This is a genomic window from Bradyrhizobium cosmicum (assembly GCF_007290395.2).
Taxonomy (GTDB): Bacteria; Pseudomonadota; Alphaproteobacteria; order Rhizobiales; family Xanthobacteraceae; genus Bradyrhizobium; species Bradyrhizobium cosmicum.
Genome location: NZ_CP041656.2, coordinates 4,828,665 through 4,854,592 on the forward strand (window position 1 = coordinate 4,828,665; position 25,928 = coordinate 4,854,592).

At 65.4% G+C, this 25,928-nt stretch carries 21 protein-coding genes; 1 reads left to right on the forward strand and 20 read right to left on the reverse strand.

Annotation, left to right across the window (positions count from 1 at the left end):
- Positions 1-28: 28 nt before the first annotated feature.
- From nikE to hydA (FNV92_RS23475), 8 genes are all read right to left on the reverse strand, one after another.
- Complete coding sequence (gene nikE, locus FNV92_RS23440; RefSeq protein ID WP_015687167.1) at positions 29-1,699, reverse strand: nickel ABC transporter ATP-binding protein NikE; 1,671 nt, start codon at positions 1,697-1,699, stop codon at positions 29-31.
- Positions 1,696-2,544 (reverse strand): ABC transporter permease, encoded by an 849-nt coding sequence (locus tag FNV92_RS23445; RefSeq protein WP_143844375.1) that lies wholly within the window; start codon positions 2,542-2,544, stop codon positions 1,696-1,698. Before FNV92_RS23445 ends, nikE begins: the two co-directional genes overlap by 4 nt.
- Positions 2,541-3,575: an ABC transporter permease gene (locus tag FNV92_RS23450; RefSeq protein WP_143844374.1), complete on the reverse strand. Its 1,035-nt coding sequence runs from the start codon at positions 3,573-3,575 to the stop codon at positions 2,541-2,543. The genes FNV92_RS23445 and FNV92_RS23450 overlap by 4 nt, the downstream gene beginning before the upstream one ends.
- A 29-nt stretch (positions 3,576-3,604) precedes the next feature.
- The gene (locus FNV92_RS23455) at positions 3,605-5,224 is read right to left on the reverse strand and encodes an ABC transporter substrate-binding protein (protein ID WP_143844373.1); all 1,620 of its coding nucleotides are present in this window, start codon (positions 5,222-5,224) and stop codon (positions 3,605-3,607) included.
- A gap of 118 nt (positions 5,225-5,342) precedes the next feature.
- Complete coding sequence (locus tag FNV92_RS23460; protein ID WP_143844372.1) at positions 5,343-6,779, reverse strand: NAD(P)-binding domain-containing protein; 1,437 nt, start codon at positions 6,777-6,779, stop codon at positions 5,343-5,345.
- Positions 6,776-7,525 (reverse strand): SDR family oxidoreductase, encoded by a 750-nt coding sequence (locus tag FNV92_RS23465; protein ID WP_143844371.1) that lies wholly within the window; start codon positions 7,523-7,525, stop codon positions 6,776-6,778. The genes FNV92_RS23460 and FNV92_RS23465 overlap by 4 nt, the downstream gene beginning before the upstream one ends.
- Position 7,526: 1 nt before the next feature.
- On the reverse strand, positions 7,527-8,501 hold the full coding sequence (locus FNV92_RS23470; protein WP_143844370.1) for an NAD-dependent epimerase/dehydratase family protein: 975 nt from the start codon (positions 8,499-8,501) through the stop codon (positions 7,527-7,529).
- Positions 8,502-8,517: 16 nt separating this feature from the next.
- Positions 8,518-9,987, reverse strand: coding sequence for a dihydropyrimidinase (gene hydA, locus FNV92_RS23475; protein ID WP_143844369.1), 1,470 nt, complete (start codon positions 9,985-9,987; stop codon positions 8,518-8,520).
- Between the two features lie 56 nt (positions 9,988-10,043).
- Between hydA (FNV92_RS23475) and FNV92_RS23480 the strand changes: the two genes are divergently transcribed.
- Positions 10,044-10,706 carry an aspartate/glutamate racemase family protein gene (locus FNV92_RS23480; protein WP_143844368.1) on the forward strand — a complete coding sequence of 221 codons (663 nt, stop codon included), beginning with the start codon at positions 10,044-10,046 and terminating at the stop codon, positions 10,704-10,706.
- On the opposite strand, the gene FNV92_RS23485 is transcribed toward FNV92_RS23480, so the two are convergent.
- The 12 genes from FNV92_RS23485 to FNV92_RS23540 form a co-directional block, all read right to left on the reverse strand.
- Positions 10,703-11,368, reverse strand: coding sequence for a flavin reductase family protein (locus FNV92_RS23485; protein ID WP_416377733.1), 666 nt, complete (start codon positions 11,366-11,368; stop codon positions 10,703-10,705). The genes FNV92_RS23480 and FNV92_RS23485 overlap by 4 nt on opposite strands.
- Entirely contained in the window at positions 11,368-12,300 is a 933-nt protein-coding gene (locus tag FNV92_RS23490; protein WP_143844366.1) for an N-carbamoyl-D-amino-acid hydrolase, read from the reverse strand. Before FNV92_RS23490 ends, FNV92_RS23485 begins: the two co-directional genes overlap by 1 nt.
- A gap of 118 nt (positions 12,301-12,418) precedes the next feature.
- Entirely contained in the window at positions 12,419-14,101 is a 1,683-nt protein-coding gene (locus FNV92_RS23495) for a long-chain-fatty-acid--CoA ligase (protein ID WP_143844365.1), read from the reverse strand.
- On the reverse strand, positions 14,098-15,393 hold the full coding sequence (locus tag FNV92_RS23500; protein ID WP_168213597.1) for a class-III pyridoxal-phosphate-dependent aminotransferase: 1,296 nt from the start codon (positions 15,391-15,393) through the stop codon (positions 14,098-14,100). The genes FNV92_RS23495 and FNV92_RS23500 overlap by 4 nt, the downstream gene beginning before the upstream one ends.
- Before the next feature lie 11 nt (positions 15,394-15,404).
- On the reverse strand, positions 15,405-16,985 hold the full coding sequence (locus FNV92_RS23505; protein ID WP_168213596.1) for a hydantoinase B/oxoprolinase family protein: 1,581 nt from the start codon (positions 16,983-16,985) through the stop codon (positions 15,405-15,407).
- Complete coding sequence (locus FNV92_RS23510) at positions 16,982-18,991, reverse strand: hydantoinase/oxoprolinase family protein (RefSeq protein ID WP_143844362.1); 2,010 nt, start codon at positions 18,989-18,991, stop codon at positions 16,982-16,984. Before FNV92_RS23510 ends, FNV92_RS23505 begins: the two co-directional genes overlap by 4 nt.
- A gap of 424 nt (positions 18,992-19,415) precedes the next feature.
- Complete coding sequence (gene pdxR / locus FNV92_RS23515; protein WP_143844361.1) at positions 19,416-20,963, reverse strand: MocR-like pyridoxine biosynthesis transcription factor PdxR; 1,548 nt, start codon at positions 20,961-20,963, stop codon at positions 19,416-19,418.
- Between the two features lie 34 nt (positions 20,964-20,997).
- Entirely contained in the window at positions 20,998-22,419 is a 1,422-nt protein-coding gene (hydA, locus tag FNV92_RS23520; RefSeq protein ID WP_186355533.1) for a dihydropyrimidinase, read from the reverse strand.
- Complete coding sequence (locus FNV92_RS23525) at positions 22,419-23,156, reverse strand: maleate cis-trans isomerase family protein (RefSeq protein WP_143844359.1); 738 nt, start codon at positions 23,154-23,156, stop codon at positions 22,419-22,421. The genes hydA (FNV92_RS23520) and FNV92_RS23525 overlap by 1 nt, the downstream gene beginning before the upstream one ends.
- A gap of 3 nt (positions 23,157-23,159) precedes the next feature.
- On the reverse strand, positions 23,160-23,936 hold the full coding sequence (locus FNV92_RS23530) for an ABC transporter ATP-binding protein (RefSeq protein ID WP_129272936.1): 777 nt from the start codon (positions 23,934-23,936) through the stop codon (positions 23,160-23,162).
- Positions 23,936-24,787 carry an ABC transporter permease gene (locus FNV92_RS23535; protein ID WP_143844358.1) on the reverse strand — a complete coding sequence of 284 codons (852 nt, stop codon included), beginning with the start codon at positions 24,785-24,787 and terminating at the stop codon, positions 23,936-23,938. The genes FNV92_RS23530 and FNV92_RS23535 overlap by 1 nt, the downstream gene beginning before the upstream one ends.
- Positions 24,771-25,775, reverse strand: a complete 1,005-nt coding sequence (locus FNV92_RS23540) for an ABC transporter substrate-binding protein (RefSeq protein ID WP_143844357.1) — start codon at positions 25,773-25,775, stop codon at positions 24,771-24,773. The genes FNV92_RS23535 and FNV92_RS23540 overlap by 17 nt, the downstream gene beginning before the upstream one ends.
- Positions 25,776-25,928: the final 153 nt, after the last annotated feature.

The following is a 25,928-nucleotide window of genomic DNA, read 5'->3' on the forward strand; positions in this document are numbered from 1 at the left end:
CTCCTCGGCATTTCGACCGGTTCAGGCTTCAAAGCGCAACCGCCAGCGCCGGCCCGGTGTCGATATGGGGGATCGCCTCGACCAGCTTGCGCGTGTAGTCAGTCTTGGGATTGTCGAACAGCGCCCGACTGTCGCCCTGCTCGACGATGCCGCCGTTGCGCAGCACGATGGTGCGGTCACAGAGCATGCGCACCACGTTGAGATCGTGGCTGACGAACAGCAGCGCGATGTCGTTCTCGCGCCTGAGGCGGTCGAGCAGTTGCAGCACCACCGCCTGCACAGAGACGTCGAGCGCAGCAGTCGGCTCGTCCAGCACCAGCAGCCGTGGCCGGCAGGCGATGGCGCGGGCAATGCCGACGCGCGCCTTCTGGCCGCCGGAGAGCTGATGCGGGAAGCGCGGCAGAAGATCCAGCGGCAAGCCGACCCGCTCGGCACATTCTTCCACGCGCTTGCGCAACGCGTCGCCCGCACGCATGCCGCCCAGCCGCAGCAGCGGATGAGCGATGCAGTCGAACGCCGTGAAGCGCGGATTGAGGCTCTCGTTCGGGTCCTGGAAGACCATCTGGATGTCTTTGCGCAGCGGTGACCGATGAAAGTCGCGCGACGCGATATGCCCGATCGACTGCCCGTCGAACACGATGTCGCCTTCGCTGGGATCGATCAGCCGGCAGATCATGCGCGACGTCGTGCTCTTGCCGGAGCCGGATTCACCGACCAGCCCGACGCTCTCGCCGCCGGCCATCGTCATCGAGAAATCCGCGACTGCCGCGGAACCCTCGTCGAAACGTTTTGCAAGCTTGCGCACTTCAAGGAGCGGCGGCGTCCCGTACGCAGGCTCCTGCCTCGGCTTGCCGAGCACAGCCGCGTAGCCTTCCCGTTCCTCCTCCGTCACGAGGTCTTCGATCCGCGAATTCGCGGTAGGCGATGCCGCGACCAGCCGCTTGGTGTAGGCATGCTGCGGCGCGCTGAAGAGCGCCTTGGGGCTTGCCTCCTCGACAATGCGGCCGCGTTCCATCACGGCGATGCGGCGGCAATAGCGCGCCGCAAGGCCGAGATCGTGCGTGATCAGGATCGTCGCCATGCCGCGCGCGGCGGCAATGTCCGCCAGAAGATCCATCACCACCTTCTGGGTGGTGACGTCGAGCCCGGTGGTCGGCTCGTCGGCGATCAACAGCGAGGGATTGCAGGAGATCGCGATCGCGATCATCACGCGCTGGCACATGCCGCCGGAGAGCTCGTGCGGATAGGCATTCATCCGCGTCTCGGGGTCGCGGATCTGGACGGCACGCAGCAGCTCCAGCGCCTCGGCGCGCGCCGCGTCCTTCGATATCTTCTTGTGCGTGAGGATCGCGTCCGCGATCTGCAGGCCGATCGCCCGGATCGGATTGAGCGCCGCCCGCGGGTTCTGGAAGATCATCGACATCGCGGCGCCCTGGAGCTGACGGAGGTCGTCTCCCCCAAGCTTCGTCACGTCCTGCCCGCGGAACATGATCTTGCCGCCGGTGACGCGCCCGGCCGCATCCAGCAGCCGCGTGGTTGCAAAGCCGGTCACCGACTTGCCCGAGCCACTCTCGCCGACGAGGCCGAGCATCTCGCCCTCGTCGACCGAGAGCGTCACGCCGCGCACGGCCTCGACCATGCCACGCCGCGTCGAGAACGAGACGTGGAGGTCGCTGATCCCTAGCAGTTGCCCGCTCATGTTCGCATCCGGGGATCGAGAATATCCCGCATCCCGTCCCCGAGCAGATTGAAGCACAGTACGGCCATCATCAGCGCAAGACCCGGAAACGCCACCAGCCACCACCGCCCCGTCGAGATGAAGCGCGCGCCTTCGGCGACCATGATGCCCCATTCCGGCGTCGGCGGCTGGACGCCGAGGCCGATGAAGGACAGGCCCGCTGCATTGAGAATGGCCCAACCGAGGTTGAGCGAGATCTGCACCGCCATCGCCGGCAGGATGTTCGGCAGCAGGAAGCGCAGCACCACGGAGAAATGGCTCTCGCCGCAGGCGCGCGCAGCCTCGACCCAGCCGACATTGCGGCGGACGTTCACCTCGGCGCGCGCGAAGCGGATGTAGAACGGCAGGTTGATGATCGCGGTCGCGATCACGATGTTCTCGATCCGGTTGCCCAGCGCTGCGACCATTGCCATCGCCAGCACGAACAGCGGAAACGCCATCATGACGTCCACGAAGCGGCCGACGCCGCGATCGAGCTTGCCGCCGGCATAACCGCAGAACGCGCCGACGACCGCGCCGATCACGAAGGAGATGCCGACCGCCGAGACCGCGATGGCAAGATCGAGCCGTGCGGCGACAATGAGGCGGCTGAACACGTCGCGGCCGAGTTGGTCCGTGCCGGCCAGATGCGCCGCGCTCGGCGGCTGCAAGGCCTCGGAGACGTTAGAGACCACGGGATCATATGGCACGATCCACGGCCCGAAGATCGCGATCAGCACGAACAGCGCGACGCCGGCCGCGGCGACGGCCGTGAGCGGGTTGCCGCGCAGGATCCAGACGGAATGACGGAGGGTTGCGCTGGTCATTCGATCGACACCCTGGGATCGGCGATGCCGTAGCAGACATCGACGACCAGATTGACCAGCACGAACAGGCTGGCCATCAGCAGCACGAAGCCTTGCACCGGCGCATAGTCGGAGGACAGCAGCGCATCGAGCGCGTAGGAGGCAACGCCCGGCCAGGAGAAAACCTTCTCCACCAGCACGTTGGCTCCCAGCATGGTCGAGAACACGATGCCGGCGATGGTGATGACGGGCAGGATGGCATTCCTCAGGGCATAAGTAACGACCACCTTGTGCCAGGACAATCCGACCGAGCGCGCGGTGCGTACGAAATCGCTGCCGAGCGACACCAGCATCGAGGCGCGCGTGATCCGCGCCAGCGGAGCGATCACGAACAGCGCCATGCTCACCGCCGGCAGGATCAATTGCTTGCAGGCTGCCCACCAGCCTTCGACATCACCAGCAAGCAGGAAGTCGATCGAGAGGAATCCGGTGCGCTGCGGCGGCAGCGACGTGAAAACGTCGATCCGCCCGGTCGGATCGGGCGCCAGCCCGAGCAGGTAGTAGAAGACATAGATCAGCAGCAGGCCCGACACGAAGGTCGGTACGCAGACGCCGAGCGCACAGAACATCCGTACGCCGTGATCGACGACAGACCCCGGCCGCAGCGCCGCGACCACGCCGAGTGGCACCGCCGCGATCAGCGCAATCAGGAGCGCGGTGAAGGTCAGCTCCAGCGAAGCCGGCAACCGCTCGCGCAGATCCTTCAGCACCGGCTGCCCCGTCATCATGGAGCGGCCGAGATTGCCGTGGCCGATGTCGGAGAGATAGAACACGAGCTGCTCCGGCACCGATTTGTTGAGCCCCATCTGCTTGCGGATCTGCTCGATCTCCTCCTTGCCCGCATTGGGCCCCGAGGCGAAGAACACCGCGGGGTCGCCGGGCAGGACGCGCATCAGCAGGAAGGTGAAGACCAGCACACCGAACAGCGCCGGCAGCGACGACAGCAGCCGCCTGCCCGCCCGTAGCAATGTCGCACCAAGACCGGTCTTCACTCTTCAGAGCTCCTTGGGTTTCGCCAACATCACTTGCGGCTGACGTTGCGATAGTCGACCTGACGATGGAACTCGTAGGTATAGCCCTCGATGGTCGGAGCCATGACCGCATCCTGGTTGGGCTGCCACAGCATGATCTGCGGCATCAGGTCGAAATGCATCGCGTTGAGCTTGCGGCCGGCTTCCTCGTACTTCGCCTTATCCGGCTCGAAGCGGGCTCCCTGCGCAATCTCGGCCAGATCGGGGTTGTTGATCGACGAGTAGTTCCAGCGCTGATTGCCGGTGTAGAAGTTGCGGTAGAAGTAGTCCGTCGACGGCAACCAGGCGACGATGCCTTCGGTGAAGAAGGGCAGCTTCTTCTCGTTGATCAGCGTCGACATCTGCGCATCCGGCAGCTTCTGGATGTCGACCTTGATGCCGATCTTGCCGAGCGACTCCTTGATCAGCGCGGCCATCGGCTCCGCCTGAGAGGCCCATCCGACATTGAAGCTGAAGGTGGTCGAGAAGCCCTCGGGGAAGCCGGCGGCCTTGAGATATTCCTTTGCCTTGTCGAGGTCGAGCTTGACCGGCTGCTGGAACGGATAGGTCCCGTTCAGCGGCTTGCCGTCCGGCCAGCTCGCGCCGTAAAGCGGCGCGCCGCGGCCGAACAAGGCGGCCTTGAACATGTCCTCATAGGGCAGCGCGAACGCGATAGCGCGGCGGACGTTGACGTTGTCGAAGGGCGGGATCTGGTTGTTCATCGAGACGAAGGTGATCGCGTTGTATTGCGGCGTCGAGACCACCTTCAGCTTGCCCTTGGCTTCGAGCGACTGGACGTCGCTGGCCTGGAGATCGAGTACGATATCAGCATCGCCGCGTTCGACCAGATTGGCGCGGGTCGCCGGCTCCGGCACCGATTGCACGATGATCCGCTTGAAGAAGGCCGGCCTGGCGGGAGAACCGCGGTTCCAGGCCTCGTTGCGCTTGAGGGTCACCTGCTCGCCGGGCTTGAAGGTCTCGACGACGTAGGCGCCACTGCCGGCGGCGTGCTCCTTCAGCCAGGCCATCGCCCACGGATCGTCCGCGGTCGCATGCTCCTTTGCGAGTTTCGAGTTGATGATCATCGGATAGACGGTGGCGAGATTCGGCAGCGCCAGCTTGTCGGGCTTTGGCAACGTCACCTCGATCGTCAAGGGATCTATCACCTTGAACTGGTCGGCCGAAGTCAACGATCCCGTCAGCAATTGCGCCTTGCCGAGGATCGGCGCGGTGACGCAGCGGTCGAGCGACCACTTCACGTCGTCGGCCGTCACGGGCGAGCCGTCCTGGAACTTGGCGTCCTTCCGCAGATGGAAGGTGATCTTCAGTTTGTCGGGACTGACGTCGTAGGACTCGGCGAGCTCACCGGTGATGGTGTCGAGATCGAACACCCATTTGCCGTTGAGTTGCTTGCGGCCGAACGACACCAGCCGATCGTAGGTGCTCATGCTGAGCCCGAAGGATTCGCGGGTCGCGCCGGGGATGTTTGGATCGAGCGTGTTGACAGACGCGCCGGTGACATAGCGCAGCGTTTCCGCCCTGGATTGTGCCTGTGAAGGCGCTGTGGCGACGAGCAACAGCGCAGCGGTAGCGAGAACTGAGGTCGCGGACCTGAAAGACACAAAACGCATTCGTTTTCCCTTGAATTCTAGAACAGGAAGGCCGGCAAGGCTGGTCAAGAAAGAAGCAAGTTGCGCGCCAATCTCATGAGACGTCCGCGCATACTTCGCCGCGGCGGCGCATGGATCATCATCGCGATTCCTCCATTTTTCGCGCCGGCCGCGTAACCACGGCCTGCGGCACGTCATAGGCGCTGAGCGAAGCCCAGTGCCGTTCCACGTCCGCGCGAAACAGGCCGCGCGTCAGGCCATTCACCAGCTTCGGTACAGCGGTCGTCATCGCGTTGATCGACGATCCCGACGCACCAAAGCTCATGGTGGAGGCGACGGCGAAGAGATGGATGTCCGAGATCCACGGCGTCTTTCCGGGCACGCGCTCGGTGAAGGCGTAGTCGTCGGCGAGATAGGGAAAGCGGCCGAGCCGCGCGTTGCGCTCGTTCTCCGGCGGCTGGTAGCGGTCGGCCCAGCTCGCGATGTTGCCGGCGAATCTCGCGAGCTCGCCGCGATTGGCATAGTTCATGTCGATGCCGGTGCCGCAGATGACGAAATCCGCAGCGATCGCGCCGTGCGGCGTTTGCAGTTCAACACCGCTGGCGGTCTGCCTGGCCGCCTCGAGCGGCGCGCCTTCGTGCAATGTAAAATTGGCATGACGCGCGCAGCGATCGTAGGTCGGCTGCGGAAAGCCTTCGCGCATTTCCAGGATGGTACGCATGAAGCGCCAGCGCCAGGCATCGTCGAGATCGCTGAGATGACGCAGGAAGCCGCGAAAGGTCAGCCAGCGATAGGGCTGGATCACCTGGATCTGCGCGCGGCGGCAGAGCAGATGCACCTCTGCTGCGCCCGATTCCAAAGCCGTGGCCGCGTTGTCGAAGGCGGAGGCACCCGCGCCGATCACGGCAACCCGCTTGCCGCGAAGGTTATTGAAGTCGATGTCGTCGGCAACCGTTGCGACCGAATTTTTCGGCAGACCGCGCAGCGGCTCCGGGATCATCCAATCGCCCATGCCCTCCTGCCCGGTCGCCAGCACGATCTTGCGGGCATAGAGCGTCTCGATGCCATCGGCGCGCTTGACGCGCGCGGCGAGCAGGCCGTCCGACGCAGGCGCAAGCTCCAGCAGTTCGCAGCCGTTACGCACCGGCAAGCCGAGCGTGCGCCGCAGCCAGAGCAGATACTCGGCCCAGTGCTCTCTCAGGATCAGGTTCAGCGCCTGCCAACTCTCCTTGCCGAAGCGGGCTTCGTGCCAGGACTGGTAGGTCAGGCTCGGAATATCGAGGTCAGGTCCGGTGTAGTCCTTCGGGCTGCGCAGTGTCGGCATGCGGGCATAGGTGAGCCACGGGCCCTCCTTGCCTTCCTCGGCTTTGTCGAGCAGCAGGATGTTGCTGACACGGGACCGCATCAGGCCGAAGCCGATGGCAATGCCGGACTGGCCGGCGCCGATGATCAGCACGTCCAGCGCTGGCTTGCCGTCGGGTCCCGTCTTCGGTTCGAGCCACGCTGCGCCGGGATGCGCGATCATGGCGAGATCGGCGCGAATTTCGGCTTCAAGCTTGATCAACCCATCACTCATGCCGCGAGCCAGCCTCCGTCGACCACCATGACGGTGCCGGTCGTGAACGAGGACGCATCGCTGGCCAGATGCAGCGCAGCCTGCGCGATTTCTTCCGCCTGGCCGAAGCGCTTCATGGCGTGGCGGTTGCGGGAGGCTTCGCGTACCTCGTCCGAATTGGCATGACGGGCAAAGCTGCGGCGAAGCATCGGCGTGTCGATCGCGCCGGGGGCAATCGCGTTGACGCGGATGCCGTCGGTGGCGAAATCCACCGCCATGGTCCGCGTCAGGCTGATGATCGCGCCTTTGGCGGCGATATAGGCGCTGTTGCCTTTGCCGCCGGCAATCGCGAGCTGCGAGGCCAGCGTGATGATCGAGCCGCCCTTCTGCCGCTGCATCTGCGGCACCGCGGCGCGCGCCCACAGCCAGGTGCCGCCGACATTGGCGCGGAACACCGCGTCCCAGTCGTCCACGCTCGTCGTCAGCACCGTGCCGCCGCAGGAAAAGCCTGCGGCAGTCATGAGGATATCGAGCCGGCCGTGCCGAGCCACGACGTCGCCGACGACGGCCTCGGCGAAACCGGCATCGCCGACGTCGCCGACATGCATCGTCGCCTCCCCCACCAAGCCCATCGTTTCCTGAAGTCCTGCGGCATCTCGATCGACCAGAGCAAGCTGCGCGCCTTCCTCGGCAAACAGCTTTGCACTGGCGCAGCCGATGCCCGAAGCTGCGCCCGTGATGATGGCCGTGCGCCCCTGCAGCCGCATGTCAGATCGCCTCCTTGTGCTGCATCCACCAGGCGCTCATGTGGGCCGCAGACTCGGCGCAGCCGAACCGCGCGCGCCAGCCGAATTCGTCCGCCATCCGCGCCACCGACAGCGGCGCGCGGTCGCCGCCATGCAATTTGATTGCGGTCTTCTCGCCGGGCGCGGCGAGCCGGCATTGCAGGCCAGGATGCAGCGCCGCAAACGCCTCGCCCCACTGCAGCGCCGACCAAGCCGCGCCGCTGGAAATGTTATAGAGCCGGTGACGCGGCCGCTCGGCTTCGATCAGCAGCGCAACCGCCTCGGCCGCATCGGGAGCATAGGTCCAGTCCTTGCTTCCCGGACCCGGCAGGATCGCCGGCTCGCCGCGCGCAAAAGCAGCGAGGATCTGGAACTGGAGACTTGGCGTGTCCCGCACAGCATTGGCGCGTTCCCACGGACCGAACACGGCGCTCAGCCGCACGCTCAGGAAATCACCGCCGAAGAGCTCGGCGTGGCGCGCCACTGACCGCTCCGAGGTGAACTTGCTGATCGCGTAGAACGAGACGGGATCGCAGGGCGTGTCCTCGTCCAAGCTCTCGACCCGCGCGCCCGCGGCGCCATAGGCCGCAGCCGACGACAGATTGACGACGCGGCGAACGCCATGACGGATCGCGGCTTGCAGGATCGGGATCTGAGCCATCACGTTGATCTCGAGAATGCGCGCGGTCGACGCCCTCTCGAGATCATCGCCGGCGGTGATCGCCGCGCCGAGCACGATTGCATCGACGCCCTCGGCGATGAGGGCGTCGATGGCTGTTGCGTCCGTAATGTCGCCCTGCACGACAGTGAGCCGCTCCCCGTAATCCGCCAACGCGCGCCGGGCCGACGGCGGCAATTCAGCACGGTCGTACAGCGTCACGTCATGGCCGCGCGCGAGCAGCGCCTCCGCAACATTGAGGCCGACAAAGCCGGTGCCGCCGAAGATGACGATCTTCATCGCACGCAATCCACCGTCACAGCAGGTTTGCTCCAAAATTCCGTTCCGGGTCCATGTCGGCCACGAGCCGGCCGGTCGGCCTGGCCGCCTCGCCGCCGCTGCGCGCGAGGAATTTTCCGCTGCCGGCGGACGCGAGGCACTTGTCGCCGTCGATGACGACGCGGCCGCGCGAGAGCACCGACACCGGCCAGCCCTTCAGCGTGCGTCCCGCGAACGGCGTGTAGCCGGCGAGATCGTGCATCATCGCGTCGGCGATCGTGACCTCGCGATTGGGATCCCAGATCGCGATATCGGCGTCGGCGCCCACCGCGATCGAGCCCTTGCGCGGACGCAGATTGTAGATCTTGGCCGGCGCGGTCGACGTCAGCTCGACGAACTTCTCCAGGCCCAGCCGGCCCTTCGACACCATCGCGTCGAACAGCAGCGGCAGCCGCAGTTCCAATCCTGGCAGGCCGTTGGCGACCTGCTTGAAGTTCGGGTTGGGACCAGCGCGCAGCTTGCCGGTCTCGTCATAGCGATACGGCGCATGATCCGACGAGATGGTCTGGAGATCGCCGAGCGACAGCGCCTGCCACAACGCCTCCTGGTCCGAATGCGTGCGCGGCGGCGGGCTGCACATCCACTTGGCGCCCTCGGCGCCCGGCTTGTCGAGATCATTGGCGGTGAGGAACAGGTATTGCGGACAGGTCTCGGCGAACACCTTCAGGCCCTGCCCGCGCGAATCGCGGATCACCTTGGCGCCTTCGGCGGTCGAGACATGGAAGATCATGATGGGCTGGTCGATCAGCGCCGCCATGCCGATCAGCCGCGTGAAGGCTTCGGCTTCCGAGACGCGGGCATGGCTGACGGCGTGGTATTTCGGCATGGTGTAGCCGCGCGAGAGCAGCCGCTTCACCATCCAGGCGATGATGCCATGATTTTCGGCATGGGCGCACAACATCGCGCCGGACTGGCGCGCGGCCAGCAGGATGTCGAGCAGCGGCTCGTCGTCGACCTTGAGCCGGTCATAGGTCATGAAGATCTTGATCGACGCATGGCCCTGCTTCACCAGCGCCGGAATGTGCTCCTCGACGGTCTCCCTGGTCGCATCCGCGATGATCATGTGAAAGGCGTAGTCGATCACGGCGCCCTTCTTGGCGAGCGCGTGATAGTCTTCCACCACCTGCGGCAGCTTCATGCCAACATGCTGGGCGGCGAACGGAATCACCGTGGTGGTGCCGCCGAAGGCGGCAGAGACGGTCGCGCTCTCGAACGTGTCGGCATTCATGATGCCGGCCGCGGACAATTGCTCGATATGCGCGTGACTGTCGACGCCGCCCGGCAGCACCAGCTTGCCGCGCGCATCGATCTCACGCTTGGCCGCCGGAAGGCGCTTGCCGATCGCTGCGATGGTCTCGCCGGAGATGGCGACATCGGCTTCGAATACATCGGTCGTGGTGGCAACGCGGCCGCCGCGGATGATCAGGTCGTAAACTGGTTCAGTCATGAGGCACTCCATGATATGCCTGAGGCAAGTGATCGCCATCTCGAGGGAAGACCACCATGGCCCGGCCGCGCATTCTCGTCATCAATCCGAACTCCAACCCCGCGGTCACGCAAGGGCTCGAGGAAGCCTTGAAGCCGCTCGGCTTCGACGGCGGACCGGAAGTCGTCTGCCAATCGCTGGCCGAGGGGCCGTTCGGCATCGAAAGCCAGGCCGATGTCGACGGCGTCGCGATGCCGCTGCGAAAGCTGGTCGAGGGCGACAACAGCTCGGCTGCGTTCGTCATCGCCTGCTACAGCGATCCCGGGCTTCAGGTCTGCCGGGAAGGTACGAGCCGGCCCGTGTTCGGCATCGCCGAGTGCGGCGTGCTGACGGCGCTGGCCCGCGCCGAAACCTTCGGCGTCATCGCGATTGCCCAGCGCTCGATCCCGCGCCACATGCGCTATCTCAGGCAGATGGGACTGACGGAGCGCCTTGCCGGCGAGCGGCCGCTCAACATGAGCGTTGCGGAAACCGCGTCGGGCGAAGACACGCTCGGCAGGATGATCGAAATCGGCCGCGCGCTGCGCGACGAGGACGGCGCCCGCGCCATCGTGATGGGCTGCGCCGGCATGGCGCGCCACCGCCGCCCGCTGGAAGACGCGCTCGGCATTGCCGTGATCGACCCGACACAGGCGGCCGTCACCATGGCGCTGGGTACGGTGCAGTTCTCGGCTCACTAGGCGTCCTTCAGCTCTTTGGCGTCCTGCCGCGCGAGCCATTGCGCATGGCTCTCGCGGGCAAGCGCAAACGTGTCCCGCTGCGTCGTGTAGAGATTGCCGAACATGCGGCCGATCGGCCGGTAGGCGTCGAGATCGACATACATGTTGGCTTCGTCGACCAAGCCCTCGCGGGCGTGAACGCGAAGCACCTCGCCGACCAGCAACTCGCGATCCGGCGAGAAGGTCATCACGACGTGGCGCCGGCATTCCAGCGCGAAGGGTGCAGCGGCAAGGCGCGGCACCTTCACATCGACGGAGGGAAGCGTCGCAAGCCCGGTCGCGGCGACCTCGCTGTCACCGGACGGGAAGTCGACCGCGCAATCGTTCATCGCCCCGGACAGCGCCTCGTCCACCATGTGCACGACGAACTCACCGTCACGATGGATGTTGCGGGTGGTGTCTTTCGGGCTGTGATCCGGCCTGTGCTGCAGCCCAAGCACAACCAGAGCCGGGCTCTCGGAGAACACGTTGAAGAAGCTGAACGGCGCCGCATTGACCGCTCCGTTCTCGTCCAGCGTCGTCACCAGCGCGATCGGCCGCGGCACGATCACGCCGCACAGCAGCTTGTAGCGATCGCGCGGATCGAGCTCGCGCAGCGATATGCCCTCGTCTGCCATCCGCATCACTTCTCCGGCGGCGGCACAGCGCCGGTCTGGCTGGTGATCAGGCCATAGTGCTCGATGCGGCGATGCTGCGCGAAGTTGAAGATCGTGGTCTTGCCGAACGTCGTCGCGTCGAGGTCGCAGGGATGAACCAGAAGCTCATCCTCTTCCGTCCTGGCCTCGGCGACGATCTCGCCGTTGGGGTCGACGATCAGGCTGCCGCCGAACAGCGGGTGACCATCCTCATTGCCGGCCTTGGCCACCGCGACCACCCAGGTCGCGTTCTGGTAGGCGCCGGCCTGCACCGAGAGTCGATTGTGAAACAGCCGTTTCTCGACGCCCTCTTCGCTCTTCTCCGCGTTCACGGATGGCGTGTTGTAGCCGATCAGCACCATCTCGACACCCTGCAGACCCATGACGCGATAGGTCTCGGGCCAGCGGCGGTCGTTGCAGATCGCCATGCCGATGATGCCGCCGAGCTCGCGCCAGACCTTGAAGCCGAGATCGCCCGGCTCGAAATAGCGCTTCTCCAGATGCTGGTGCGAACGCCTGGTGTCGTACTCCACATGGCCCGGCAAATGGACCTTGCGATATTTGCCGACGATCTTGCCGGACTTGTCGGTCAGGATGGCGGCGTTGAAATGATGTCCGTCGGGCGTGAGCTCCGCGTAGCCGAAATTCATCGCCATCTGGTGCTGCGCCGCACGTTCGAATAGCGGCTTGGTCGCCGCGTTCGGCATTTCGCGCTCGAACCAGATGTCGGCCTCCGCGCGGTCCTCCGAATACCAGCGCGGAAAGAACGTCGTCAACGCCAGTTCCGGATAGACGATCAGGTCGGCGCCCTTTGCCTTGGCCTCGTCCATCAGCGCAATCATGCGCTTGACCACGGCCTCGCGGCTATCGGCTTTCTGGATCGCGCCCATCTGGGCGGCGGCGACGGTGACGATACGCATCAGCGAATTCCTGATCTCTTCATGAATGTCCTGGCGAGGCTGCGGATTGCAGCTTCAAGCGGGTATCGGCGCGCGCAGCATAGCGCGGTCGTGCGCCGGGTTCCCAGCCAAGCAGTTTTCATGCCGTTCGCCCCCATTCGGCATCCTGCAAAAGCCGCCAGTTGATCTTGTTGCTCGCGGTCCGCGGCAGCTCGTCGACGAAGACGACCGCGCGCGGCGCCTTGTAGCTCGCCATCGCGCCGCGCGCCCAGCTCACGACATCGTCCGGCGACGTGCTGGCGCGCGCCGCCTCGTCCAGCACGACCAGCGCCTTGACCGTCTCGCCGCGGTAGCTGTCAGGCGCCGAGATGATACAGCATTCCCGGATCGCCCGGTTCTGGTACATCGCCGCCTCCACCTCGGCCGGCCAGACCTTGAAGCCGCTGACATTGATCATCCGCTTGAGGCGATCCACCGCGAAGAAATAACCTTCGGCATCGCGATAGCCGAGATCGCCCGTACGCAGGAACCGCTTTCCCTGGAGCTCGATGAAGGACTCCGCATTGGCCTGCGGCCTGTTCCAATAGCCCTGCAACACCTGCGGCCCGTGCACCACGATCTCGCCGACGACATTGTCGTCGAGCTCGATCAGGCTTTCGGGGTCGATGATCCTCGCATCGGTCTCGTGCACCGCAATGCCGAGACACTGGCGCTTCGGCGCGGCCATCGGATTGATGTGCGTCGGTGACATCGTCTCGGTCATGCCGTAGCCCTCGACGAAATCGAGGCCGAACCGGCCCTTCAACCGCTCAGCCACCGCGGTCGGCATCGCCGCGCCACCGCCGGTCAGCACTTTCAGCTTGGCAAAGCATCGATCACGAAACCGCGCGCTGGCGAGCACGTCGACGATCATGGTCGGCGCCGCGTTCCAGAACGACACGCCGTAAGTCTCGAACAGATCCGGCAGCAGATCCTTGTCCCAGCGCGCCATCAACAGCAGCGTCGCGCCCGCCACCATCGCCGCATTCATGGAGCCCTGCATGCCCGCGACATGGAACAGTGGCATGAATCCGGTCATCACGTCATCGGCGCCCATTCCATACCAGCGCGCCTGCAGGACCGCGGTGAACAACGCGCTGCGGTGGGTATGCATGCAGGCCTTGGGCTTGCCCGTCGTCCCCGACGTGTAGGGCAGGATCATCAGATCGTCCGGACCGGCGGCCATCGCACCGGGTTGCAAGCCTTGCGCGATCGCGGACGACCAGGCATGCCAGCCCGGCGAGGATGGCACCTCCGATGGCGCTTCAGTGACGCATGACGGTAGCGTATAAGGCGTCGCGCTGGGCACCTCGTCGCGGTACTGCGCGACGATGGCATGCGCGATGGCCTCGCCCACCAGCGGCGCAAAGACATCGCTCAGCTCGCTGCCTGTTATCGCGACCCTGGCGCCGCTGTCTTCGGCGAGATATGCGATCTCGCCCGTCTTGTTCATGGGATTGACGGGAACAATCACGGCGTCCGCCCGCATCACCGCATAATAGGCGATGACATATTGCGGCGAGTTCTGCAGCGCGATCATGACGCGGTCGCCACGCGCGACGCCGCAGACCTTCTGCAGGAACCCGGCCATGGCATCGACGCGATCGCGCAGCTCGGCATAGCTCAAGCTTGCGCCGTAAAACACCGCCGCCGGATGCGAGGGGCGATTTTGAGCGGCTCGTGCCAGCGCGTCGTACAGCGTCCCCTCCGGCATCGCGAGATGCCAAGGCTCGTCCGCCGGCCAGGCCGGCGATCGCAGAAGTGTTGCGTGGTCCGCGCTCATCCGTGCTCCTCGTCGGCGATATCGAGGCCGTGGTCGAGCGCATCCAGCAGCCACTCGGCCTCATGCTCGGAGATCACCAGCGGCGGCGCCAGGAACAGCGAGGTCTGCTCGCCGCTGGTGCCGATGACGGCGCCAGCCTCGAGTGCCCGCGCAGCCACGCGCGAGGCGATCGGCACTTCGGTGGTGTCGGCATGCCAGTTGCGCCAGTCCGGGCCATGCAGCTCCACTGTCCAGTGCAACCCCTGCCCGGCCACACGCTGCACGCTCGGATGTTTCTGCGCGATCGCGAGCAGGCGGCGGGTGAACAGCTTTTCGAGGCTCTTCACGTGCTCCAGGATTTTCTCCTCGCTGACGACCTTCAGATAGGCGCTGACGGCGGCCATGCTGATCGGATGGCCACGCAGCGTGCCGTAATTCTGCCAGCTCGAGCCCTTGAGCCGCTCGACGATGTCCTTCGATACCACGACCGCGGCAACCGCGGCGGCACCGCCGCCGAGCGATTTGCCGAGCGTCACGATATCGGGGCGGCTCTGGGCGCCCTGGAATGCGAACCAGCGCCCCGCTCGCCCTGCGCCGGTGACGACCTCGTCGGCGATCCAGTAAGAGCCGGCCTGCCGCGCAAGACGCGCCACCTCATCCTGATAAGCGCCGTCGTAATAGATGCCGCCCTGCGTGTAGTCGATGATCGTTGCCGCGGTATCCGAGAGCAGGCCAGCGGCATCCGCGAGATATTCGCTCGGCGGGGTGTTGTTGGCCGGCGCGCCATAGATCGCGCCGTCGGGCGCCGGCAGGACCCGCACCGGTGCCATCGTCGCCGGCAGCTTCGAGCCGCCGGCATGCACCGCGAGGCCGCCGTGCCATTGCGGTTGCACCGTCATGCTGCGCGACAGGCCGGTGATGCCGTGATAGGCGCGCTCGCGCGTCGCCAGCGCCGAGCGCTGCGTCAGTGCCTGGCACAGCGACAGCGCCATATCGTTGGCCTCGCTGCCGCTGATGCAGAAGCGCACCGCGCCGACCCAATCTTCCTCGCCCTTGAAGGCGGTGTTCATCAGATCGTCAGCAGCCTGCTCCCGGCCGACCCAGGTCCAGCCCTCGTTCACGACGGGCGTGTCCGCCGCATTGCGGATCGCTTCCACCATCGCGGGATGGCGATGGCCAAGACCGCCGCCGGTGTTGCTGCCGTCAATCAGCTTGCGGCCGTCCGACAAGTGGAAGTAGACGCCTTCGCCGCCGACGACGGCCATCGGCGCGGCCTCGCCCGCGTTCAGTCCAGTTCGCAACAATTTGCTCATCGCGGGTCTCCTCACTCTGCCGCCGCGGCGCCGTAGCCGCCGCCGCCGCACATCTCGATCGTGACGAGATCGTCTTGCTGCAACACCAGGTTCGATTTGCCGTCGATGGCGACGTTCTCGCCTTGCCGGACCAGCGAGATGCGGCAAGCCTTCCCTGACTCGCCGCCCTGCATGCCGAAGGGCGCAATCACCATCCGTTCGATGCAGGTGGTCAGGTGCATCGAGGGTGCGAGGATGCGATAGGTGCGAACGGAGCCGTCACCGCCACGATGAGCGCCCGCACCGCCCGAGTTCCAGCGAATGGCCTGCTGCTCGAGGCGGATCGCGTAGCTCGCCTCGATGACCTCGACCGGCGTGTTGGACGTGTTGGACAGATGCACCCGGGTCGCCGACATGCCGGCGCGATTGTGCCGGGCGCCCTCGCCGCCGCCGTGGACCTCGTAGAGCATCTTCCATGAGCCGTTTGGACGCGGCTCAGCAAAGAACAGAACGCCCGCCGTGGTCGCCCCGCCAGCCGAAAGCCGCTCGGGGATCGTGTGCTGCATGGCACGGAAGATCGCATCGACGATGCGCATCGAGGTCTCGTGGTTGCCGGCGGCAACAGAGGCATTCCAGCCCGGCTCCAGGATCGAGCCCGGACGCGTGATGATGGTGAGCGGCCGCAGCGCGCCGGCATTCTGGTGCATGTCGCGACCGCTCATGATGCGCGCGGCGTAGGCGACCGCCGAGCGCGCCATGAACGGCGTCGTGTTGCAGAAATTGGAAACGCGATCGCAGCTCCCGGAGAGGTCGAACGTCGCCTCGTCTCCCGCTATGGTGATTTTCACATGGATACGCGCGGGCGCATTGTCGGCGCTGCCATCGTCGAGATGATCCTCGCCTTCATAGAAGCCATCCGGCAAGTCGCGGATCGCCTCACGCATCTCGATCTCGGAGAGATCGTGCAGGCGCGACTGCGTCGCTGTGAAGACGGCCTTGCCGTGCTCGCGGCAGAGCTCGACGAGGCGCTTCTCGCCGGCCTTGGTCGCCGCGATCTGGGCGAGCAGATCGCCCTCGCAGGATTCGGGGTCGCGGACGTTGGCCTTGAGCAGCTGCACGATCGGCGTATTGACGCCGGCCGCGGTCGCAATCAGCACCGGCGGAATCCGCATCGCTTCCTGGAACGTGTCGATGGCCTTGGCAAAATAGCTGCCGGGCCAGGTGCCGCCGATGTCGGGCCAGTGCGCCAGGCTGATGGCGAAGGCCACGATCTCGCCGTCGACGAAGACGGGCCGCACGACCTTGACGTCGTTGAGGTGATTGCCGCCGAGCGCGCCGACATTGTAGATCAGCACATCGCCGTCATTCAGGCTGTCGCGCGGGATGACCTTCAGCAGTTCGGGGATGGTATAGGCCATCGCGCCGAGATGGATCGGGATATCGCGGCCCTGCCCGACCAGGCCGCCATGGCCGTCGGTGATTGCGGACGACAGATCGCCGGCTTCACGCAGCAGTGGCGAGCGCGCCGAGCGCGTCATCACCAGGCTCATTTCCTCGGCGGCGGCCGAGAGGCCGTGCCTGATGACCTCGACGACAAACGGATCGAGCTTCATGCCGCCCTCCGGGTCAGGAACAGATTGCCTGATATATCGGGCTTCGCCTGCCAGCCCGGCGGCACCACCACGGTCGACCAGGCGTCCTCGATGATCGCGGGGCCGCTGACGATGTCGGTCAGCGCGGCGCGGTCGATGATCGCGGTTTCGATCTCATGCAAGCCGTCGAACGAGCAAATGCGCTTGCCGGTGGACACGGCCCGCGCCGCCGTCGCCGGACGGCTCACTGTCGTCGTCGAGGGGCGGCGCGCTTGCACCCGCACGGATTCGATGACGCAGGGCTCGCCCGTCGCGTAGCCGAACAGCTCGTGATGCCGCGTCAGGAAATCCGTCTTCAGCCTGGCAACATCGAGCGGCAGCGTGAATGACACCGGAATGGCGTCGTTCTGCGCCGCGTAGCGCATCAAGGCGACCAGCTCGACCTGGATCTCCGCCTGCGCAACGCCGTTGGCGATCAGTGGCGCCGATGCATCGTCGATCAGCGTCCCGATCCGCTCCGAGGTGCGCACAAGGTCGATGCCGTCGAGGGCGGCGCGCAAGGTCTGCTGCTGCAGGAAGCTGAAATCGGCGGTGAGACAGCCCAGCGCCGAAAACGCGCTCGATGCGCTCGGCACGACGACCTCGGCGATCCCGTAGAGATCGGCAAGACCCGCCGCATGCATCGGACCACCGCCGCCGAAGGCGAGCAGCGCGCAATCGCGTCCGTCGATGCCGCGCTCGACCGTGACGCGGCGGAGCGCGCGGGCCATCGTAGCGTTCGCGACCTTGATAATGCCGAGCGCCGTTTCGGTGAGGCTGAGGTCAAGAGCGCGCGCGATCGGCGCGATGACGCGCTTGGCGGCCTCGACGTCGATGCCGATGCGGTCGCCGAGTTTCGTTTCGGGATTGAGATAGCCGAGCACGGCATTGGCGTCGGTGATCGTGGGTTCGGTGCCGCCGCGGCCGTAGCAGGCCGGCCCCGGTTCGGAACCGGCGCTCTCCGGGCCGACCGTCAGGCCGCCGGGACCGTTGCGCACGATCGATCCGCCGCCCGCCCCGATCGAATGAACCGCAAGCATGGGCTGGCGCAGCGGCTTGTCGCCGAGCATGCGGCCGTCGGTCATCTCGGCCTGGCCGTCGACGATCAGGCAGACGTCGGTCGTAGTGCCGCCCATGTCGAAGGTCAGCATGCGCGAGGTGCCAAGCTGGCGCGCGATGCTGACGGAGGCCGAGACACCGGCGGCCGGGCCCGACATCGCCATCACCAATGGCCGCCGCTTCACCGCCGAGATCGGGATCATGGCGCCGGCCGAATGAAACACCTGCAGGCCTGGCCCGATCGGCAGGCGCTGTTCCAGCTCGCTGAGATATTCCACCGCGATCGGCATTGCGGCTGCGTTGAACACGGTGGCCGAGGTTCGCTCGTATTCGCGTGCCTCCGGATTGACCTCATGCGACAACGACACATGGGAGACGACGTCCTTGAGGCGCTCGCCCAGCATTTTCTCGTGGACGGGATTGGCATAGGCGTGCAGCAGAGCGACGGCGACGCTCTGCACGCCAGTCTCTTTCAGCCACGCCACCAGCCGCTCGATCTCCGTTTCATCCAGCGCCTTCAGCACATTCCCTTCGTGGTCGAGGCGTTCGGCGAGTCCAAAACATCGTTCGGGCGGCACCAGCGGCGGTGATTTCGGCGGGACATCGAGACGGTAGAGATCGCGGCGGCGATAGCGCGCGATCTCCAGCACATCGGCAAAGCCTTCGGTCGCAACCAGCGCCACCTTCGGCAGCCGGTTCTCGACGATGGCGTTGGTCACGCGCGTGGTGCCGTGGACGAAACGCTTCACCTCGCTCTTGCGCAGGCCCACCGCCTCGATCGCCTCGAGCATCGCCTGAACCGGCGCGTCGGGGCGCGACGGGACTTTCGCGATCCGCGCTTCGCTGGAATCGCGCCGGATCGCGATGATATCGGTGAAGGTGCCACCGATATCGGTGCCGACTTCCCAGTGACTGTCGAAATCATTCATGTGCGGGGTCAGCTGCCGATGACGTCCGAACCGGACGCCGGGTTCTTGCCGTCCGTCATAACGTCCAATGCCAAACCGAGAGCGCTCATCATCATCCCCTGTCATGCCATCGCCGGCGAGCGTGCGACAGAGCGGCTGGCTCGGAACAGGGCCAGAGTTGCGGCAAATCACTAGACCAGCGTACGGGCGCCGCCGCGCGCCGCGGCACCCTCTGCACGTTTTGGTGCAGCCATGCCTGCGCAGCAAGCACATGGGGGCGAGCCGCTCGTTCGTGGAAATAGTGCGACGCACCACGGATTCTCGGGCGCAAATCGCAAGTCCGCTGCACTGCAATTCAGGATCCCCTATCGCCTGTCTAATTTGCAGGCGATTGACTGGCATCGCCGGATATTCGGATGCCTATGAGCTATGCATAGCGGTCGGCTCAGCTTCTCTTTATTGTACGAACAGTAAGCGAGGATTTCACCGGGCTGGGTGGCGCATTGCGGGGGCCGCTGCCGATGCAGACCGCGATTCTTGCAAGCAGCGGCGCAGCATCTTCGACATGCAGCCGCCCGTAGCCGAACACCAATCCCTGCCGCGTCGGCTGCTCCAGAAAATTCTGTGACAAAGGCTGCACGTGGATACCCGCCTGCTTCAGGCTTGCTGCCGCTTCGCGGTCGCTCATCCGCGCCTGCATCGCCTCGGTGAACAGCGCCACCAGATGCAGTCCGGTGACGGCGGAGGACACGGTCAGATCGTCCGGCATCAGCGCCACGATGGCATCGATCAGCGCCTTCCGCCTGCTGGCATAGACCCGTCGCATTCCGCGCAGATGCCGCAACAAATGTCCTTCCCGCATGAACTCGGCGAGCGCGAGCTGGCCGATGCCGGAGGTGTGCACGTCAATCCGTGCCCGGCCCCTGGAAAACCCTTCGATGAAATGCCTGTTGGCCACGAGGTAGCCGAGCCGCAGGTTCGGCATCATGATCTTCGAGAAGGTGCCGAAATAGATCACCCGCCCCTCGCGATCGAGCGAGCGGAGCGACGCAATCATGCTGTCCTGATGCCTGAACTCCGAATTGTAATCGTCCTCGATGACCCGGACGTCATTCTTGTTGGCCCAGTCGAGCAGCTCGAGCCGCCGCTCCAGCCCCATGCTGACGCCGAGCGGATATTGGTGCGACGGCGTGACGACAATCAGCTTCGCGCGCGGTGCGCGGCGGATTCCCTCGGAGACGACGAGACCCTTGTCATCGACCGGAATCGGCACCAGCTTCGCACCCGCCGCCGTGAGCGCCCAGCGCGCCTCGATGAAGCCGGGCTCCTCGACCCAGACCTCGTCGCCGGGATCGAGGATCATCCGGCTGCAAAAATCCAGCGCGCCTGATGTACCTGAAGTGACGACGACTTCGTCCGGAGAGCAGACCAGCCCGCGCACCGAGCCGAGGAAGTTCGCGATCTCTGCTCGCAGACGCGGATGGCCTTCGGGCGGAAGATCGAGGCACTCCTGCTCCTTCGGATTCTGCCAGGCCTGACGCAGCAGGCGCGACCAGTCCTTGAACGGGAAAGTCGAGATATCGGGCGCTCCGGGCGCGAACGCCGACGGCCAGTTGGTCTCGTAGTCCAATCCAAGCAGCGATCGCCAGCGCTCCGACATCCGGGCGGGCCGGGTCGCAGGCGACGCGGTGGACGGAGGTTGCGCATGCGGGGCCGCGACGGAGGCGACCATGACGCTGCCGCGCGGCGTTGATACGAGGTAGCCCTCGGCGTAGAGCAGATCCCACGCGGTCAGCACCACCGTGCGTGAACAGCCCAATTCCCGCGCGATCTCGCGCGATCCCAGGAATTGCGTTCCGGCCGGAAAGACGCCGCGCAGGATGCCGTCGCGGATGTGGGCCGCGATCTGCAGATGCAGCGGCACAGTCGACGTCCGGTCAATATGGATGCCGGCAAGGGACACGCGCTTGCTCGGGTGACGGCTGTTGTCCATGTCTCGCCTGTCAGACAGGAAATTGCAGCCCGCCTCACACCAGGCTCGACTTGCCGCGGCTCAGCACCTCGCCCGCGCCCTTGTCGCCGACGATCCTGCCCTGCTCGTATACCACACGGCCGCGCGCGATGGTGGTGACGGGCCAGCCGGTGACGTCGAAGCCTTCCCAGGGCGTGTAGTCTGAGCCGTGGTGCAGATCGGTCTGCTGGATCTTCTTCGTCAGCTTCGGGTCCCACAACGCGATATCGGCATCGAAGCCGACGCCGATCGAGCCCTTGCGCGGATAGAGACCGTAGATGCGCGCATGATTGGTCGCGGTCAGTTCGACGAATTTCTGCAAGCTGATCCGTCCCTTCGACACGCCTTCCGAGAACAGGATCGGCAGCCGGGTCTCGACGCCGGGAATGCCGTTCGGCACCCAGCGGAACGAGGTGCGCGAATTCGGCGTCAGCTTGCCCTTGGGATCGTCGTAGCGGAACGGGCAGTGATCGGACGAGAAGGTCTGGAACACACCTGTCGTGATGCCTTCCCAGATCGCCTGCTGGCTCTCGGCATCGCGCGGCGGCGGCGAACAGACATATTTCGCGCCCGTGATGTCCATGTTGAGGCCCTTCATGTCGTCGGCCGTCAGCGTGATGTATTGCGGGCAGGTCTCCGCATGCACCGGCAATCCGCGCTGTTGCGCCCATCGCACCTGCTCCATGGCCTCGCGCCCGGAGACGTGAACGATCATGATGGGAACGCCGATCACCTCGGCATGGCTGATGGCGCGATGCGTCGCCTCGCGCTCGACGGCCTGGGGCCGCGAGGTGCCGTGGTAGTAGGGCGCGATATGGCCCTCGCGCTCCAGCTTGCTGGTCAGGAAGCGGATCGCATCGTAGCCCTCGCAATGGACCATCACCAGCGCCTCCTCGCGGCGCGCTACGTCGAACACCTCGAGCAGCTGCTTGTCGCTGAGCACGAGGTCGTCATAGGTCATGAACACCTTGAACGAGGTGTAGCCGTCCTTCACCAGCGCCGGCAGCTCCTGCCCGAGCACGACCGCGGTCGGATCGGAGATGATGAGGTGGAAGGCGGTGTCGATGTAGCACTCGCCCTCGGCGAGCTTGCGGTAGTTCTCGACGCAGGTCCGGAGCGACGTTCCCTTCTCCTGGAGCGCGAAGGGCAGCACCATGGTGTTGCCGCCTGCAGCAGCCGCGCGCGTCGCCGAGGCAAAGTCGTCGGCCATGACCACATCGGGCCCTGACGGCTGCGAGATGTGGACGTGGCTGTCGATGCCGCCCGGCAGCGCGAGCAGGCCCGTCGCATCGATCTCGCGCGCCGCTCCCTCGAGATGGTCGGCGATGCTGACGATCCGGCCGTCGCGAATGCCGATATCGGCGCGGAACTCGTCGCTGGCCGTCACGATGGTGCCGCCGCGAATGGCGAGATCGAGCTGCGTCACAGAAGTCTCCATCACTTGATGACCGCCGATGTCTGGAAGATCCGGCCCCACTGCGCAAGGGCCGCGATGTCGCCGCCGGCAAGCTCCAGCGTCCGCCACAGTGTGACCGCGACCGAGTCGAGCACCGCGACATTCAATTCCCGTTCGAGCGAGGCCGCAAGCGCCGCGCCGTCGAGATTGGTGCAGAGGATGACGACGGCGTCGGCGCCGTCGGCTGCCACGGCGCGGATCATGTCCGCGATCGTCGCAGGCGCGACCTCGCCGAAGGAGAAATTGTCCCGCAGGCCCAGGTGCCGCTCGGCATGCGGCGCGATGCCCTCCTCGGCCCAGACATCGCCGATCCGCCGCTGCACGTCGTCGGTATAGGGCGAGACCAGGCCGACGCGCCGGGCCCCGAGCGCGCGGGCCGCCTCGATGCAGGCGAGCGTCGATGTCGTCGCGGGGATGCCGTTGCGCGCCGTGATCGCCTCGCACAAGCTCCTGTCGCGGCCGATGCCAAGCCAGCTCGCGGAGGTACCGTTCCAAGCGATGGCGTCGACCTTGGCATCCGCCAGCAGATCGGCCGCCGGCAGCATCACCGAGGCGTCGAACTGGTTCAGCGCAGCGGCATCCAGCGCGATCTCGGTGACGCGGAAGCGCGAGAAGTGCGCCGTGACATCGACCACGCCATGCAGCATGGCGCTGGTGACGGGCTCGAGCACCGAGTTGGAGGACGGCGTGATCATGCCGAGGCGTCTGCGCATGGCCATACCTTACGACGCCTGCGCAAGGCGCGTCGACTCCTCCCGGATCAGGGAGAGGATGCGGCGCTTGGCATCATTGAATTCGGGACTGGTGATGTCGCGCGGGCGCGGCAGGTCGAAATTGACGGCCTCGCGGATGCGGCCGGGCCGCTTCGTCATCACCACAATCTTGTTGCCGAGCACCAGCGCCTCGTCGACGCTGTGGGTGACGAACACGATGGTGCAGCGGCGCTTCTGCCAGATCGCCACCAGTTCTTCCTGCATCTCGAGCTTGGTCTGGGCATCCAGCGCCGCGAACGGTTCGTCCATCAGGATGACGCTGGGATTCATCAGTAGCGCACGGGCGATGCCGACGCGCTGGTTCATGCCGCCCGACATCTCGGAGGGATGGTGGTGCTCGAAGCCGCGCAGGCCGACGAGATCAATGAACTCCATGGCGCGGTCGTAGCGTTCCGCCTTGGCGACGCCCTTGAGCTTGAGGTGGAAGGCGATGTTGTCGATCGCCGTCAGCCACGGCATCAGGGTCGGCTGCTGGAACACCACGCCGCGATCCGAGCCCGGCCGCTCCACCTGCTTGCCGTCGACCAGCGTGCGCCCGGACGTGGCTTGTTCGAAGCCGGCAATGATGTTCAGCAGGGTCGACTTGCCGCAGCCGGACGGGCCGAGCAGGCAGACGAAATCATTGGCCTCGATGTCGAGATTGATGTTGTCCAGCGTCAGCAGGTCGCGGCCGCGCCGCTTGTCGGAGAACACCTTGACGATGTTGCGAAGCTCGATTGCCGCCATCAGCCCGCCCTGCCCTGCACCGTGGTTGTCTGCTGCCAGCGCAGCGTGCGCGCCATGATCGCCTTGAGACCGAGGTCGGAGAGATAGCCAAGCAGCCCGATCGAGATCATTGCCGCGAGCACGATGTCGTAGCGCAGGAAGTAATAGGAATCCCACAGCACGTAGCCGAGGCCGCTCTTGACCGCGACCATCTCGGCGGTGACCGTCAGCATCCAGGCCGACCCGACCGCGATGCGCAGGCCGGCGAAGATCGAGGGCAGCGCCGCCGGCAGCACGATGTCGGTCAGCATCTGCCGCTGGCTTGCGCCCATCATCGCACCGGCCCGCACCAGATTGTGGTCCACGGTCTTCACCCCATGGATGGTGTTCATCAGCACCGGAAAGAAGGCGCCGAGGAAGACCAGGAAGATCGCCGGCTTGTCGGCAATGCCGAACCAGATGATCGCGAGCGGAATCCAGGACACCGGCGGGATCGGCCGCAGCATCTGCAGCGTCGGCTCCAGCGTCTTCTCGAACAGGCGCGACCAGCCGATGGCGACACCGGCGAGAATGCCGAGCAGGCTTGCCAGCGCAAAGCCGCCGAACACGCGAAGCGCGCTGGCGAGCGCATCGCGTAGCCAATGCCCGGAATAGGTCTGCGTAGTCTCGTCGAAGCCGAGCACCCAGTCGCCGAGCGCATGCAAAACGGCACTCGGGGCCGGCAGCAGCGCCGGCGGCAGCACGCCGCTGCGGGCAAAGACTTCCCAGCCCGCGATCAGCAGCGCAGGCACGATCAGGCGTTCGAGCCCCTGCAATGCCCGCGTCAACCGAAACGCCGGCCTTGCAGGCGCCGTGTCAGTAACCGAGGTCATTCTTGGCCTTTCCGGTGGCCTTCTCCAGGAACGAATAGTCCATGTTCTTCTCGGCTTCCGCAGAGACATCCTTCTGGATGTATTTGAGATCGCGCATCATCGCGGCGATCGCAAGCGTCTGCGACCGATGGATGGCGGGATCTGGCGAAGCGTTCTTCAAGGCCTCGGTCGCCACACTCTTGTCGAGGCCAGTCAGCTTGTTGATGACCTCGATCCACGGCGTCTTGTCGGCGATCAGCTTGTTGTCGAGCTCGACCACGGCGCTGACGACGCCCTGAACACCGGCGCGCTGGCTGGCAATGACGTCAGAGCGCGTCACGATCAGGTTGGTGAGATTGCCGGCCGCCTGGTCGTACGGCAGCACAAAGTGCTTGCCGGCGCCGGCAAGTCGGATCTGCGAGGCGAACGGCTCGACCGAGCAGATCATGTCGACCTCGCCGCGCTGCAGAGCCGCCAGATGGTCGGACGGGTTGGGAATGTTGATGAACTGCACGTCCTTGTTGGGATCGACGCCCTGCTTGAGGAACGCGCCGCGCATGTGGATGTCCTGCGCGTTGCCGCGGGAAGCCGCGACCTTCAACAGCTGACCGTCACTCTTGCCCTTGGCAACGATGGCCTTGAACGCGGTCCAGTCATCCGGCGGCAGGTTCAGCTTCGTGGAGGAGAGGCATTCCGAGCCGCCGTTGATCTGACCCGAGACGGCAACGACGTCAAAGCCCTTGTCGAGCGCGGTGATGTAATGGAGGTAGGTGACCTGCGCGACGTCGATGCTCTTCGAGATCAGCGCGGTCAGCACGTCATTGCCCGAGTTGAAGCCGGTGGCCTCGACCTCGACACCCTTCGCCATGCCTGAAATCAGCGACATCGGCAGGCAGTGCGCGCATTTGGCATAGCCGAGCTTGATCTTGGGGGCTTGCGCGTTGGCGAAATCGCCTCCGCCGAACATCGCCGCCATCACCACGAGGCCCAGTCGCAAACTCGTCCGCATCGCTCACTCCGTTTCGGAAGGCGCGAGATCTCGCGCGTCGCGCACAATCATCGACCGGCCTTTGCGGCAGCGCAATCCGGTTTTTGCATGCTGCATACAATTTGCGCGCTATGCCATTGTTTTCAGCTACATGCGTCGGTATTTTGGGCAAGC